14 protein-coding genes are annotated in these 14,211 nt (G+C 39.0%); 11 read left to right on the plus strand and 3 right to left on the minus strand.

Annotation, left to right across the window (positions count from 1 at the left end):
- Positions 1–85: 85 nt before the first annotated feature.
- The gene (locus LC090_RS09695; RefSeq protein ID WP_226658436.1) at positions 86–826 is read left to right on the plus strand and encodes an SDR family oxidoreductase; all 741 of its coding nucleotides are present in this window, start codon (positions 86–88) and stop codon (positions 824–826) included.
- Positions 827–1,023: 197 nt separating this feature from the next.
- Entirely contained in the window at positions 1,024–1,941 is a 918-nt protein-coding gene (locus tag LC090_RS09700; protein ID WP_226657545.1) for an HNH endonuclease, read from the plus strand.
- A 79-nt stretch (positions 1,942–2,020) separates the two neighbouring features.
- Here LC090_RS09700 and LC090_RS09705 read toward each other — a convergent pair whose 3' ends face one another.
- The gene (locus LC090_RS09705) at positions 2,021–3,013 is read right to left on the minus strand and encodes an aldo/keto reductase (protein ID WP_226657547.1); all 993 of its coding nucleotides are present in this window, start codon (positions 3,011–3,013) and stop codon (positions 2,021–2,023) included.
- 242 nt (positions 3,014–3,255) lie between these two features.
- On the minus strand, positions 3,256–4,329 hold the full coding sequence (locus LC090_RS09710) for a DUF3900 domain-containing protein (protein WP_226657549.1): 1,074 nt from the start codon (positions 4,327–4,329) through the stop codon (positions 3,256–3,258).
- Between the two features lie 199 nt (positions 4,330–4,528).
- On the opposite strand from LC090_RS09710, the gene LC090_RS09715 reads away from it, so the two are divergent.
- From LC090_RS09715 to LC090_RS09725, 3 genes are all read left to right on the plus strand, one after another.
- Positions 4,529–5,830: an acetamidase/formamidase family protein gene (locus LC090_RS09715; RefSeq protein ID WP_226658437.1), complete on the plus strand. Its 1,302-nt coding sequence runs from the start codon at positions 4,529–4,531 to the stop codon at positions 5,828–5,830.
- A 198-nt stretch (positions 5,831–6,028) separates the two neighbouring features.
- Positions 6,029–7,516 carry a UDP-N-acetylmuramoyl-L-alanyl-D-glutamate--2,6-diaminopimelate ligase gene (locus LC090_RS09720; RefSeq protein ID WP_226657551.1) on the plus strand — a complete coding sequence of 496 codons (1,488 nt, stop codon included), beginning with the start codon at positions 6,029–6,031 and terminating at the stop codon, positions 7,514–7,516.
- A gap of 101 nt (positions 7,517–7,617) precedes the next feature.
- A complete protein-coding gene (locus LC090_RS09725) occupies positions 7,618–8,238 on the plus strand; it encodes a trimeric intracellular cation channel family protein (RefSeq protein ID WP_226657553.1) in 621 nt (206 codons plus the stop codon).
- Positions 8,239–8,715: 477 nt separating this feature from the next.
- Here LC090_RS09725 and LC090_RS09730 read toward each other — a convergent pair whose 3' ends face one another.
- A complete protein-coding gene (locus LC090_RS09730; RefSeq protein WP_226657555.1) occupies positions 8,716–9,135 on the minus strand; it encodes a VOC family protein in 420 nt (139 codons plus the stop codon).
- Positions 9,136–9,304: 169 nt separating this feature from the next.
- Here LC090_RS09730 and LC090_RS09735 point away from each other — a divergent pair, with 169 nt between their 5' ends.
- The 6 genes from LC090_RS09735 to LC090_RS09760 all read left to right on the plus strand — a co-directional run bounded on the left by LC090_RS09735 (position 9,305) and on the right by LC090_RS09760 (position 13,911).
- Positions 9,305–10,426, plus strand: coding sequence for an NAD(P)/FAD-dependent oxidoreductase (locus LC090_RS09735; RefSeq protein WP_226657557.1), 1,122 nt, complete (start codon positions 9,305–9,307; stop codon positions 10,424–10,426).
- Positions 10,427–10,519: 93 nt separating this feature from the next.
- A complete protein-coding gene (locus LC090_RS09740) occupies positions 10,520–10,885 on the plus strand; it encodes a hypothetical protein (RefSeq protein WP_226657559.1) in 366 nt (121 codons plus the stop codon).
- Between the two features lie 348 nt (positions 10,886–11,233).
- A complete protein-coding gene (locus LC090_RS09745; protein ID WP_226657561.1) occupies positions 11,234–12,100 on the plus strand; it encodes a Cof-type HAD-IIB family hydrolase in 867 nt (288 codons plus the stop codon).
- A 95-nt stretch (positions 12,101–12,195) separates the two neighbouring features.
- Positions 12,196–12,549: a DUF2200 domain-containing protein gene (locus LC090_RS09750; protein WP_226657563.1), complete on the plus strand. Its 354-nt coding sequence runs from the start codon at positions 12,196–12,198 to the stop codon at positions 12,547–12,549.
- A 251-nt stretch (positions 12,550–12,800) separates the two neighbouring features.
- Complete coding sequence (locus tag LC090_RS09755; RefSeq protein WP_226657565.1) at positions 12,801–13,376, plus strand: metalloregulator ArsR/SmtB family transcription factor; 576 nt, start codon at positions 12,801–12,803, stop codon at positions 13,374–13,376.
- Between the two features lie 97 nt (positions 13,377–13,473).
- Positions 13,474–13,911, plus strand: a complete 438-nt coding sequence (locus LC090_RS09760; RefSeq protein WP_226657567.1) for a cell wall hydrolase — start codon at positions 13,474–13,476, stop codon at positions 13,909–13,911.
- Positions 13,912–14,211: the final 300 nt, after the last annotated feature.

Consider the following 14,211-nt stretch of genomic DNA (forward strand, 5'->3'; position numbering starts at 1 on the left):
TTAATTGAGCGAAACATTCTGATATTTTAGAAATTTGGGCTATGGTCAATAAGAATAACCTTATCTAAGTGGAGGGGATCAATTGATGAAACTTGATGGAAAAGTAGCAGTAGTAACTGGAGCTAGTAGTGGTATTGGTGAGGCGATAGCAAAACAACTAGCGAACGAAGGAGCAAGTCTTGTACTTGCTGCTCGTCGTGAAGAAAAACTGACTGACTTAGCGAGCTTCATCACGAATCAATCAAATGGAAAAGCCATTGTAGTGAAAACAGATGTTACGAAAAAAGAAGACATGGAAAAACTCGTTGGGGAAGCTAAACAAGAATTTGGAAAGGTCGACATCGTTGTGAATAATGCAGGAGTCATGCTTCTATCATTCATGAAAAATGATGAGGTGGACCAATGGAGTCAAATGGTGGATGTGAATATTAAGGGTGTGCTATTCGGGATTCATGCAGCGCTTCCTGATATGTTAAAACAAGAGAGTGGTCATATTATTAACGTATCGAGCGTAGCAGGTCATGAAGTATTTGCTTCAAGTGCCGTCTATAGTGCTACAAAATATGCAGTAAGAGCGCTATCCATGGGGTTAGAAAAGGAACTATCAAAGACTGGTGTACGTGTCACAAATATCTCTCCTGGTGCTGTTGAAACTGAACTAACTCATCATATTACCGATGAAGAAGTGCTTAGCATGTTTAAAGATCGTGCTTCTTCAATGAAAGCTCTTCAAGCGGATGATATTGCCCGTGCGGTTGTGTATGCAGTCACCCAACCTGATTATGTGAATGTGAATGAAGTCGTTGTCCGACCAATGCAACAATAGAACATTTGCCACGCTTTATTATAGACAGTTAGTAAAAGATCGAGGCGACTCGGTCTTTTTTTTGAGTCGACAACTGATATCACACACCTAAGAGACGGAATAACTTGAATGATTCACAAATCACCCATATACTTTAACTTGGATAGCGTGTGAAAATAACAACTAGAGAAATAAGCTCAAAAGCTGGAGGAAGAAAGATGAATAGTTTTATAGTCATGCAAGGAGATACATATGTCGTAGAAAAAGAAGCAGGGGTGATCTGGTCACCTAAAGAAGATAAGGGTGGCCACGAGCCTCATTCATGGAAAAGAATGAAAGAAGTCAAAAAAGGAGATCCGATTTTTCACTATGTTAAAGGAGAGATTGTAGCGGTTAGTCTAGCTAAGAGTGACTGTGTAGAAGAGGCGAGACCGTCTACTTTATGGCATCAAACGGTAGCCGATAAAGGATATTTAGTGGCGCTAGAATACCATGAGTTAGATGTTCCGCTAAATGTAAGAGAGCAATTTGAAGAAATTTCACCTTTATTACCTCTTAAATATGCACCATTTCAACTTGATGCAAGTGGAAATCCGGGCTATTTATATCCGTGTCATGAAGCACTAACAATTAAGCTGCTTGAGCTGATTAGTGAATCCAATTTTTATCGTATAAATGAAGAACAATTAGAGTTAACGGTAGATGAAGTTAAAAGAACAGAACGCAATACATTAATACCAGTCATTACGGAAACAGAATCAGAAGCGAAAATGAAAATGAGGTGGGGCAAGTTAAAGTTTCGCAATGAAGTAGCTCCATTATGGGAGGAGCAATGTGCGCTTTGTGCCATTAAACTCCCGGATTTATTAAAAGCAAGTCATGCTAAACCGTGGAAGGATTGCTCGAACGACGAGCGATTGGACCCTTTTAACGGTCTGTTGCTTTGTCGAAATCACGCCGCGCTATATGAGGAAGGGTTGATTGCCTTTGATGGTCAAGGTCGATTACACATTTCTTCTAGTATTCAAGAAGACGACTATGACATGTACGGATTAAATCAACGCAAAAAAATTAACATTCATCCCGAAAATAAAGTGTATTTCAAGTGGCACAAACGAAAGAGGATGAGGAAGTAATTTATTATTAGGATAAAATAAAGGATATACAAAAAATGGACTTCCAGTAGTGAAGTCCATTTTTGTTTAGTTATGATACTTATTTGATCGTAGTAGGTAAAGGGGCATTGGGAGAGATAAATCCTTTCTGTAATAATTCATCCCAAAAAGATTTCGGTATATCGCGTTGGATCATTTCAATATCTTCTTTTATTCGGTCTGGACGTGTTGAACCTGGAATCACAGATTTCACAGCAGGGTGAGAAGTTGAAAATTGTAGAGCAGCTGCTTTTAAAGGAACATCATATTTATTGCTTATTTCTTTTAACTGATTGACTTTGGCAATAATATCGCCATCCGCTTTCTCATAATTGTAATGATCACCGCCTAATAAAACACCAGAGTTATACGGTGCGCCAACGACAATCGCTACATTCTTTTCTTCAGCAGTCTTCATCATACGCTGTAACGCACGGTCATGCTGAAGCAAAGTATATTGTGTAGCTGATAAGCATACATCAGGGCGGAATTCTTCGAGTTCCATCGCGATCTCGATCGGTTCTGTTGTATTGACACCAAGCCCCCATGATTTAATAACACCTTCTTCTCGAAGTTGTGTCAATACTCGAAAGGCGCCTTTACGAGCCTCTTCAAACTTTCCGATCCACTCATCCCCATGAAAATCTGGGGAAACGTCGTGAACGAAAACAAAGTCTAAGCGATCCGTTTTCAATCGGTCAAGGCTTTGTTCAATAGACCTCTTCGTTGCATCTTCCGTGTAATCAGTAATCACTTTATTATTGCGAGCATATTGGAAGAGCCCTTCCTTATTTTCAGTGTCATCCGTTACATAACGGCCTACTTTCGTACTCAATACGTACTCATCACGATTATACTTTGACAACACGTTACCAAGGCGCATCTCTGCTAAGCCTGCTCCATAAAAAGGAGCAGTATCAAAATAACGAATGCCATGATCCCATGCTGTTTGTATCGTTGTAAGAGCTTCATCCTCTGGCACTTCTCGAAACATATTACCAAGTGGTGCTGTACCTAATCCTACTTGATGTAACGCTTGTTCAAAGGGTTTCATAAATGTCATACCACCTTACTCTAATGATAGTGTTTTTTACCCGGATAAAGAGTGGATAAAACAAAAGAGAAGGACTCATTTTCAAAATGGTGATTTATACATGAATCGTCTTATTTCAGAAGCGATTAATAATCGAACTACCTTGTCTACAAACAATCTTTTAATCAAAAAAACCCCACATAATAGTGAGGTTATCAACATGCATAATATGATTAATACGAGTAGCCTTTTAATTTTTTCTATTAGGACTCATTCTCATTCTTCTTATAAATCCGCTCCACCACTTCCTGAAGCGTATCAGGCTTATGAAACTCGACAGGAGAAAAGCCTTTCTCAAACGTAATCGAATCGGCTTCGATCGCAAGTACATACTTCCCGTTTACTTTCGCTAGATGAATCGATTCGCCGAAGTCAGACAGCATCGCTTTTACGGATACGTGGTCAAGCTTTAGCTTCCATTCTACATCAGGCGAGTGTTCGACAATCTGTGAGGTCGCTTCCACGACCTGTTCGGTCGTAAAGCGTTCCTGTAGCTCACGCTTCGGGCTCTGAGACCATTCCTCCATTGCCTGTTCGAACTCTTCTCGTTCTTCACTTTCCTCCTGATACGTTTCCTGGATATGTTCCTGGACCATACCCATCGTTTGCGTCTTCACGATTTCAGGCATCGACTTTTCGTATTCGACCCATTTCAAGAAGTCTTCGAAGTAGCGTGCGTGAGAAGACTGGTGGACTTTGATTTCAGCACTGTCGATCATGCCTTCTTCTGGCATGTAGGGGTATTGGACGGATTTCATACTTTTTGTCGTAATCGCCATTTCAACATTTTGAATGAGCGTATCTTCATCAGTGATCGTAGCCACTTTCGGTTCGAAGTCACATTTTAAGATAAAGAGAAAAGGGTCATCGAAGAGTTTTGTTAATTTAGCAGTGGCAACAATCAAAACCCCACCTCTAATCGCACTAGTATCAAGGTACATTTGTACGATTTGGTCAGTAGATGTTTCAAAATCATCCGCTGAATCTGCATATCGCGTGCGATCAAATAAATTATAGTTGGGATTGGATGTTAGCTCATGACCTGGTTCTACAATAAACCGCCCGATCTTTGTGGGAGCTCCTTCAGACTTAGCATGACGATCCACTTTTCGTTTCATAATTTTCGTTAATTCACCATCGAGAAAGTCTTTGAGAGAGCTTTCTTCATAGCTATCTGCATCTAGTGTTTGATAATGCTTATAGCGTCGTTCTTCACTTTCTCCGCTTCCTTCTACTTGGATTAAGTAAAAGGAAAGATACTGCATTTTAAATTCCATTTCATCACCCGTCTCTATGTTTGCGTTTATTCAGTATAGGCAAGGTTGTGGAATTCGTCAATCACTTCAAAATACTAACTTTTGAAAGTAACAAAGCTTCGAATTCAAAGTTTTTTTGTTTTGAGCCAATTAGTTTTTTACATGAATCGACATTACTCTTATAATGAAGAGAGGAATACTTATGAAAAGGGGAGAGGCAATGGAAGCAAAGCAAACGGTGTTTGTTAATGAATTTACGAACGGAATACTCGATCCTTCGAAGGAAATGCTCGGACCATTGAAAGATGGTGGTCATATTGTTGCAAATACTGCCCCTGGATGTTGGGGGCCGATGATCACTCCAAGTCTACGCGGTGGGCATGAAGTGACGAAACCCGTGTTTGTAGAAGGTGCTGAAGTTGGGGACGCAATTGCAATACGCATTAAATCGGTTCAGGTTACTTCAATGGCAACTTCTTCAGGAAACGATCAACCTGTTGATGGAAGGTTTGTTGGTGATCCATTCGTAGCGGTGAAATGTCCTGGGTGTGGAGAAATGTATCCCGATACGATAATTGAAGGAACCGGACCTGAAGCGATTCGCTGTTCTAATTGTGGAGAAGATGTAACACCTTTTGTTTTTACGAACGGGTATACGATGGCATTTGATTCTGATCGAACTGTTGGTGTTACGGTAGATGAAGCTGCAGCCACTCATATCGGTCAAAATGGTAAATCCTTTATGGCTACTCCTGAAAACTCTGTCCAAAATCCGATTGTTACGTTTAGACCAAGTGATCTAGTAGGAACGATGGCAAGACTACGTCCATTTCTCGGACAGCTCGGAACAACTCCTTCTCGCCCAATACCTGATTCTCATAATGCCGGAGATTTCGGTCAATTTCTAATTGATGCCCCTCATGATTATGGTGTTACAAAAGAGGAATTGGAAGATCGGACAGACGGCCATATGGACATCAATCGAGTTAGAGAAGGCGCAGTATTGATTTGTCCTGTCAAAGTACCGGGCGGAGGAATCTATATCGGAGACATGCATGCCATGCAGGGGAATGGAGAGATTGCAGGTCATACAGCTGATGTTGCTGGTATCGTCAATCTTCAAGCGATCGTGATTAAGAACCTCACGATAGATGGCCCTATCTTACTTCCGACATTGGAAGATTTACCGCATTTGGCGAAACCATTTACTGCAACAGAAAAAGAAGCAGCTAAGCGCGTTGCCAACATGTATGGTGTTTCAAAATTAGAAGAGTCCTTACCACTTTCATTTATTGGAACTGGGGCAGATCTTAATGAAGCAACAACTAATGGACTTAATCGAGCAGCGGAAACACTAGGTATTACGGTACCAGAAGTGATGAATCGAGCTACGATTACAGGTTCGATCGAAATTGGAAGGCATCCTGGAGTTGTAACGATTACATTTTTGGTTCCGATTCATCTTTTGGACGAATTGAGCCTAACCGATCTTGCTCGAAACCACTATGAAGCAATTAGGTAATCTAAAACAGCAGACAGCTATTTTAAGGCTGTCTGTTCATATTTATGAATGAAACGTAGTACGAATTGAGTATGCTAAATGTAACGACATTGTTTCAAATAAGGAATATGGGGAATTTAAGTAAAATTACATTATTTACTTTCGTTATAAAAATTTTCCAGTAAAAGTAAATAATACAGTTAAAGCGAGGAATTCACCATGAAGATTAACTTCTCAACACTTCACTATACATCGATTTATCAAATTTATGGTCCCGACCATCAGAGAATTACCCAACTTACGTTTCACTCAAAGAATGCAGAGCCGTCTTCCGTGTTTTTTGCGATAAAAGGTGAGAACCACGATGGACATCTATACATAGAAGACGCCATTCAAAATGGAGCAGTCGCCGTCATAGCTGCTCGAGATGACCTTACTCAAAGTCTTGCAAACCGCTATCCAGATTGCACATTTGTCCTTGTCGATGATGTTCGAAAAGCGATGGCTTCCTTTTCAAAAGAATATTACGATGCCGCAGATGAGAAATTAAGAACGGTTGGTGTAACAGGAACCAATGGAAAAACCACAGTTGCCGCTTATGTTCGGTCTCTTTTAAGCTTGCTTGGGTTACCAACGGGTTCGATTGGCACAACAGGGATCTGGTCTTCCAAAAAGAGAATTCCGTACAAAAAAAGCACGCCAACTACACCTGAATCACTCGATCTCCATCGTATTTTCAATGATCTAGTCGATGCAGGGGATAAAGGAGTAGCAATGGAAGTTTCTTCGATTGCACTTGATCAAAAGCGAGTAGATGGAATTGATTTTGATGTAGCCATTCATACAAACATCTCCCCCGAACATTTAGAATACCACCATACATTTGAACATTATAAAGCTTGTAAAATGAAACTTTTTGATCAAGCGAAAGCAGCTGTCGTGAATGTAGATGATGAAATGGGTTTGGAACTTAAACGAAGCTTAAACAACAGAGTAGTCACCTATAGCTTAGATCAACATGCTGAAGCGGATCTAATAGCTACAGATATTAACAATCAAGTTAATGGAACAGCCTTTAACCTTGTTTCACATGGTGAAACGTATGATGTGTTCGTACCGGTTTTTGCAGACTATAATGTTGCAAATGTTCTCTCGGCTATTGGCACTGCTTTGTTCCTGGGGTATTCATTACCTGAAATTATTTGCGTCCTGCCACGATTAGAAAGTCCTGAAGGTCGCTTTCAAGTTATAAGTGGACCGAATCGTGAGACGGTTATACTAGATTACGCGCATACACCTGTTGCCCTAAGCCGCCTTGTTGATGAGGTGAGAAAATTGGAGCATCGAAAACTAATCGTCATGATTGCTGGTATTGGAATTAGAGATTTTGAAAAAATGCCTAAAATGGCTAAAGCGATTGAGGGCAGAGCGGATGAAGTAATTGTAACCGTGGACCATCCGGGTTACCATGAGCCTTCCGTTATTGTGGATAAGGTGATGACAGGTTTTTCTAATCCGAATGCTCCGAATATTCATCGAACTTACACAAGACGTGAAGGTGTCTTAAAGTCACTGCAGCTCGGCAGTGAACACGATATTATTCTCCTTACGAGCGGATGTATCAACGGCGCTCAAATGGTTAAAGGAAAAGAAATTCCGCATTCAGATGAAGACTTAATTGAGATGCACTACCATCTTTCTTCTTAAACCTCCTCCTGGAGGTTTTTTAGTTATGAATTAAAGGTTGCCAACAGTTGAAAGCTGACGTACACTTTAACTTTCAATAGATCGTGAAAGGGCGTAATGGTGTGACTTGGGAAATTCTTAATATTATCGGTACGATTGCATTTGCAGCGAGTGGCGCACTTGTTGCCTTGGAGGAAGAGTTTGATTTTCTTGGCGTGATTGTACTTGGTTTAGCAACTGCATTTGGCGGAGGGATTATCCGTAATTTATTAATAGGTGTACCCGTAGCTTCTATTTGGGAGCAGGATGTGTTAATTATGATAGCGATCGCTACTATTCTTGTCATTTTTGTTTTTCCAGCTAGCTGGATTAACTATTACTGGGAGAAGTGGGGAAGCTTCTTTGATGCAATTGGCCTATCAGCATTCGCGATCCAGGGTGCATTGTTTGCTGAAGAGATGGGACATCCTTTTATTGCAGCGATGGTCGCTGCTGCCATGACCGGAACAGGTGGTGGGATCATTCGTGATCTATTAGCGAGAAGGAAACCCACTGTGCTACAAAAAGAAGTTTATGCCGTTTGGGCAATGATGGCCGGCTTATTAATTGGTCTCGGCTATCCGAAAGAACTGCCTCCATTAATGCTCTTATTTGGAACCATTGTTTTTCTTCGTATGCTTTCTCTACGATATGGATGGAAGCTGCCCTACAGGAGCATTCATAATGAGAATTCGAAAACATAGAGGAATACAATAAATGCAGCTTATCACTAAGCTGCATTTTGCATAGAGTAAATGTTTTGATAACGTCTATAAGAATGGTTGGTTTCTTCAATCCATAAGATAAAAGTTGGACACGAAAGTTGTAAGAGAAGACTTATCCTTTAAACTAAAAGGTTTACTCTGCTGGAGAAGTGAATGATGATGAATTTGATAATTATCTTAAAAAGTAGTTTGTGACAAGCGGAAATATGCTAAAATGCAAACGATAAGTAAGTAGCTCCTAATTTAAGGTTAGGTTACGCTGTGAAATGATAATACAGACGAAAACAAAATAATAACAAAGGTCGTTATAACAATTTTTTAATGGGAGGAAAGCTACCATGAGCGATAAAAATAACCAGAATAATAACTTGCCTTCGAGACTAAATGTACTTCTTGTGCTCACATTCTTATTATTTATGATTCTTGTCTTTCGTCTAGCGTTTATTCAATTATAAGTTAGACTGTAGGGGGATAGTCACAGTATTCAATGATTGTCCCTTCCGTATCTGCAGGGTTTAGATAAATTAATCTTCTGCCATGTTTGTTGATTCGTAGCGTGTCTTTCATCACACGGATGCTTTGTTGTTCTAATTCTTTAAGGGCTTCATCGAGATTATCAACTCTGTATGCAATATGGTGAACCCCTTTTCCTTTTTGCTTCATAAATCGTGCGATTGGGGAAGTGGTATTGTTTGTAGGCATAAGCAATTCAATGCGGCTTCCGTTTAGATCAATGACAGCAATTTCGCTTTCAACTCCTATAGCTTCACTGCGATAGCGGTCGAATAATTCTCCTCCTAATACCTCTGTATAAAACTGGACACTCTCATCTAAGCGTCTAACGGCAATTCCCATATGATCCAATGTTTTTTTCATGGTGAAACTCCTTCATAATGTAATGGTGCCATTTTATCATAAAATAGACTTGGCATCGTAAACGGTTTTTTCATTCCAAGTGCTATCGAACCCTTTGGAAAATGTTGAGCCGGTTAATGAATGTGTGTAAAATGAAAAAGAAACGAATTTAACGAAATAGGTGTTACTTATGAATTCAATGATTATTATCGGCTCTGGTATTCTTGGCGCATCAACTGCCTATCATTTAGCAAAAGGCGGGGTGGATGTGACAATTATCGATCGCAACGAACCTGGGCAGGCAACGGAAGCGGCAGCAGGAATCGTTTGCCCCTGGCTCTCTCAACGTCGCAATAAAGTATGGTATCAACTCGCAAAAGGTGGAGCGAAATATTATCCAAGTTTAATTGAACAATTAATGGAAGATGGAGAGACAGAAACAGGCTATAAGAAAGTGGGCGCAATTAGCCTTCATACGGATGAAGTTAAATTAGAAAAAATGATCGATCGAGCAAAAAAACGGAGAGAAGATGCACCTGAAATCGGTGAGATCAAGAAGTTATCAGCTGAAGAAACAAGGGAATTGTTTCCACACCTGGCAGATGAGTATCAAGCTGTCTTTGTTAGTGGAGCTGCTCGAGTAAATGGTGCAGCACTGCGCCAAGCCCTTCTTCGTGCTGCACAAATGCATGGCGCTAAAGTAAAGTTTGGTGATGCGAAACTCCAATCGTCAGATGGTGAAATAACGGGTGTTTCAGTTGAAAAAGAAATACTGGAAGCAGATAAAGTTATTGTGACAGCAGGAGCATGGGCAGAAGAACTATTATCACCATTAGGATTAAAGTTCAACGTTACTTCTCAAAAAGCGCAAATTGTTCACCTTGAAATTCCGGATGAAGACACTAGCAGCTGGCCCGTTGTGATGCCACCAAACGACCAGTATTTATTAAGTTTCGACGATGGTCGAGTTGTTATTGGGGCAACTCATGAAAATGAGGCGGGAATGGACAGACGCGTAACGGCAGGAGGTCTACACGAGATTTTTAGTAAAGCGCTCGAGGTTGCCCCAGGATTAACAAATAGTACATTCTTAGAAGCCAAAGTAGGCTTTCGTCCTTTCACTCCAGGTTTTTTACCGGTATTTGGTGAAGTCCCAGAGACGAAAAATTTACTTGCTGCAAATGGTCTGGGAGCCTCGGGTCTTACCGTAGGTCCTTATCTTGGACTTGAACTTGCTAGACTTGCATTGGGTAAAGAAACCGAGCTTAACCCAATCGATTATGACATACAAGTGGCGATTACAAAACGATAATGGAACTGAGCAGTTTAATTAGAAGGCCGAAAAATATGGTATTGTGAAGCGGTTGGCAGAAAGTGTTGAATAAATGATTATAAAGGATTGATCATGATTGGATTTTCAATAATATTTTTGACTGTTTTAGGAGCTATTGCAATTTTTACGTTAATGGTCACTCCAAAAAGAGCAGTCAGAAAACATGAGATACGCACCCCCCCTCGAAAAATCTCTTATGTGGTATTAGGACTGTTGGTTTTTCATTGGGTATTTTTTTTATCAAGCGGTTATGCTTTATTATCAACGAATATGACAGATGCAATCTTTATGCCTGTATGGATTGTGTTAAGCGTTGCAGGTTTGGTCATAGCGATTTATGAATTTAAAAACAACAAAGGTTTTTCCTTGCTGCTTGCTGGTTTAACAACGATCAGTTTACTATTTAGCATTTTCATTAACGGTATATCGAATATGTAAGAATTGATCCCTATTCCATTTAAAAGGAGTTTATCTCTAACAAGATAAGCTCCTTTTAAAGTGAAAGAACAGAATAAGTTATCTGTCATAACTGTAAACATTTACTTGTGCAGGATAATAAATAGGATTATCACAAGTTTTTCTTTATGACGTAAAGTTGAATGCAATGTTATACTCTTTGTGGACTTCATTTGAAAAGGTGCGTAACTGCATTCTGAGAAGTTGTTAAGTAGTTGTTGCTGATAGACTTATATGTAAAAATTCTTAAAAAACGGTAAGTTCGTTTAGAGTTAATTGAGGTATATAACACTCAAATATAGAATTAAAAACAAACGAGGTGTAGTTACGATGGGTACAATTCCAAAAGCTATTTTCTTAGATATGGATGGTACAATATTAAATCACTATAATAAGGTAAGTGGATATACGAAACAAATTATTGACGAGCTACGAGAGAGAGGTATGTACGTTTTTATCGCAACAGGGAGAGCTTTCGATGAAATAAATGAGCTTGTACCTGATGGGTTTGAAGTAGATGGGATTATTTCTTCAAATGGTATGGCTGGGTATGTTGGGAACAAGGCCATATTTGAACATTCGCTGACTTTTGAGCTAGTTGAAAAGATGATCGACAAGGCAAGAGAACACAAAATTTATTATGAACTTTTTCCTTATGAAGCAGAGCGTATCGCGTTAAAACAAGATCGTAAATTTATTGAAGACGAAATTAGAGATCCTAAGCCAGAAAGCGTTGGAATGAATGAATGGCTTTCACGTCAACAGGCGGTTAAAGAGGCAATAAACTGGAAAGATCAAATCGAAGGTAATAAATTTTCTAAATTCTATTTCTTTGCTAGAACAAAAGACCATATTAATCAATGGAAAGAGGAGTTAGAGAAAATAAAACAAGACATCGATTTTACAACCTCAATATCTTCTAATCATAATGTTGAGGTTATGGTAGCTAATGTGAACAAAGGCACTGGTATTCAAAAAATGTTGAACTATTTTAATTTGACGGAGGTAGAAACGTTAGCAATTGGTGATAGTAACAACGATCTACCAATGTTTCAATTTGTTGATTATGCAGTTTCAATGAAAAATGCATCGGACCACATAAAGGGAATTGTCGACGAAGTGACGGAATTCACATGTGATGAAGAAGGGGTTTATCATTATTTGAAGAAGACATTAGTGCCAGCAACTATAAAATAGACATTTCCATTAATAGAAGATTGAATGCTACTAGCAGAGGTAAGCTAGCGCTCTTTGCGGGTTAATCTATGAATATACGAGGAGGAATATTTATCATGACCAAACATAGAATTTATACAACGAGCTTTGCTAGTGTCTATCCTCACTATGTTACGAAAGCAGAAAAGAAAGGCCGAACGAAAATGGAAGTCGATGAAATCATCCATTGGTTAACAGGATATAGCGAAAAAGAGTTAGAAGCGCAATTAGAAGATAAGACTGACTTTGAGCATTTTTTCTTAAAAGCTCCTCAGATGAATCCTTTACGAACCAAGATCAGAGGTGTGATCTGTGGTGTAAGAGTGGAAGACATCGAAGAACCAACTATGAAGGAAATTCGGTATTTGGATAAACTAGTTGATGAGTTAGCAAAGGGTAAAGCGATGGAAAAGATCTTGCGTAACGAATAATTGTAAGAAGAAGCACTGATTCCACTTAAGAGACAAAGGGGTCAGTGCTTTTTGTATGGATTTTGAAAGTGCAAGGAAAAAACGTGACGAAGTAAGTATCTAATGATTTGCACAAGTGCATCAATATGACACCTTCTTCCTCATCAAGTGGTACTCGAAATCATTTCAAGGCTGTTTATATGTTATTGACATTCCCATCTAGTTAGACTATCATCTAATTAGATAATAGTCTAATTAGATGGGGGGATTTCGTGCAATTAAATAGATTAGTCAACTTTCATAAAACGCTTGGAGATCCAAATCGCATACGAATTCTTACGTTACTCGCAGCCGGTCCTCTTCATGGACAGGCCATTGCAGGAAAACTTGGATTAAAAGCCCCGACCATCACTCATCATATGGCAAAATTACGAGACACTGGAATTGTTTATCAGCGCAAAGATAAAAACACCATTTATTACTACATTGATGAAAAGAAATTCCGTTCTTATTCTGAAGCATTGCCTAATATGCTTTATCAGTCTGATTACAATAAGGAGGACGATACTTTGAAAGCACAAGCAGTGATAAATAATTTCATAGCAGCAGATGGAACATTAAAACAAATACCTTCGCAACGAAAGAAGAAAATTATTATTTTAAAACACTTGATCAACGGGTTAGAACGTGGAAGAAAGTATCCTGAGAAAGAAATTAATGAATATATTAAGAAGTTTCATCCTGACTTTGCGACAATTCGAAGGGAGTTTATTATCAATCACTTTATGTATCGCGAGAATAACATCTATGAGCTAAATCCAGAAGAAATGTGGGTAACGATTGGCTAAAGTCCAATCGATATCGCTATTTTTTAAAACTCGGGTTCGGAAAATAAAATGACATAAAAATGCATTTCCTTCATACAATGTACTTGGGGTGAAAAATATGCCGAGAGTGAAATACACAAGTTCAGACGTTAATTTAATGGCTAGAATGATGAGAGCGGAAGCCGAAGGTGAAGGGAAGCAAGGAATGTTGTATGTAGGAAATGTCATTGTGAACCGTGCACAAGCTGAATGTTTAGACTTTGTAGGTCTGAGAACAATTCCTCAAGTAATTTATCAAGTGCAGGGAGGGAATTATTCCTTTGAGGCGGTTCAAAAAGGCAATGTTTTTTATAACAGAGCAAGGTCTGTTGAAAAACGGTTAGCAAAGAAGAATTTGGATTATTGGAGAGAACATCCAGGAAAATATGCTCTTTGGTATTTCAATCCTTATGCTCCTTGTCCTCCTACCTGGTACGGGCAACCTTTTGCAGGACAATATAAAAATCATTGTTATTATGAACCAGAAGCTGGCACATGCGCCAGTGTTTATAACTGAGCAAGCATACTTTTATCATAAAGAAGAGTCTATCTAAAAAAGATAGGCTCTTCTTATTTCTAATTTTTTTCCGAATTATTATGGAGGTAGGCGTTAATTGGAAAAGATAACGGATAAAGCTACTTAACTTGATCAATCCGACATCCCTCCATTCCTTTTAGAATATTTAAACGTGAAACCCATATTAACTTTTTGCTGAATTAATAATTGATTCCAACTTCAAGTAACAGTTCATCAGCAGGAGCATGACAACAAATCAAGAAGTTATATATAGTTGAAGAGAAACTTATTTTGAAAGGA

The organism is Guptibacillus hwajinpoensis (assembly GCF_020524165.1).
Taxonomy (GTDB): domain Bacteria; phylum Bacillota; class Bacilli; order Bacillales; family Guptibacillaceae; genus Guptibacillus; species Guptibacillus hwajinpoensis_D.

Bases quoted from the DNA above. Each gene is read 5' to 3' on its own strand.
- LC090_RS09750 (WP_226657563.1), top strand. From the start codon at position 12,196: ATGACCAAACATAGAATTTATACAACGAGCTTTGCTAGTGTCTATCCT.
- LC090_RS09695 (WP_226658436.1), top strand. From the start codon at position 86: ATGAAACTTGATGGAAAAGTAGCAGTAGTAACTGGAGCTAGTAGTGGT.
- LC090_RS09730 (WP_226657555.1), bottom strand. From the start codon at position 9,135: ATGAAAAAAACATTGGATCATATGGGAATTGCCGTTAGACGCTTAGAT.
- LC090_RS09720 (WP_226657551.1), top strand. From the start codon at position 6,029: ATGAAGATTAACTTCTCAACACTTCACTATACATCGATTTATCAAATT.
- LC090_RS09700 (WP_226657545.1), top strand. From the start codon at position 1,024: ATGAATAGTTTTATAGTCATGCAAGGAGATACATATGTCGTAGAAAAA.
- LC090_RS09715 (WP_226658437.1), top strand. From the start codon at position 4,529: ATGGAAGCAAAGCAAACGGTGTTTGTTAATGAATTTACGAACGGAATA.
- LC090_RS09745 (WP_226657561.1), top strand. From the start codon at position 11,234: ATGGGTACAATTCCAAAAGCTATTTTCTTAGATATGGATGGTACAATA.
- LC090_RS09760 (WP_226657567.1), top strand. From the start codon at position 13,474: ATGCCGAGAGTGAAATACACAAGTTCAGACGTTAATTTAATGGCTAGA.
- LC090_RS09705 (WP_226657547.1), bottom strand. From the start codon at position 3,013: ATGAAACCCTTTGAACAAGCGTTACATCAAGTAGGATTAGGTACAGCA.
- LC090_RS09710 (WP_226657549.1), bottom strand. From the start codon at position 4,329: ATGGAATTTAAAATGCAGTATCTTTCCTTTTACTTAATCCAAGTAGAA.
- LC090_RS09740 (WP_226657559.1), top strand. From the start codon at position 10,520: ATGATTGGATTTTCAATAATATTTTTGACTGTTTTAGGAGCTATTGCA.
- LC090_RS09735 (WP_226657557.1), top strand. From the start codon at position 9,305: ATGAATTCAATGATTATTATCGGCTCTGGTATTCTTGGCGCATCAACT.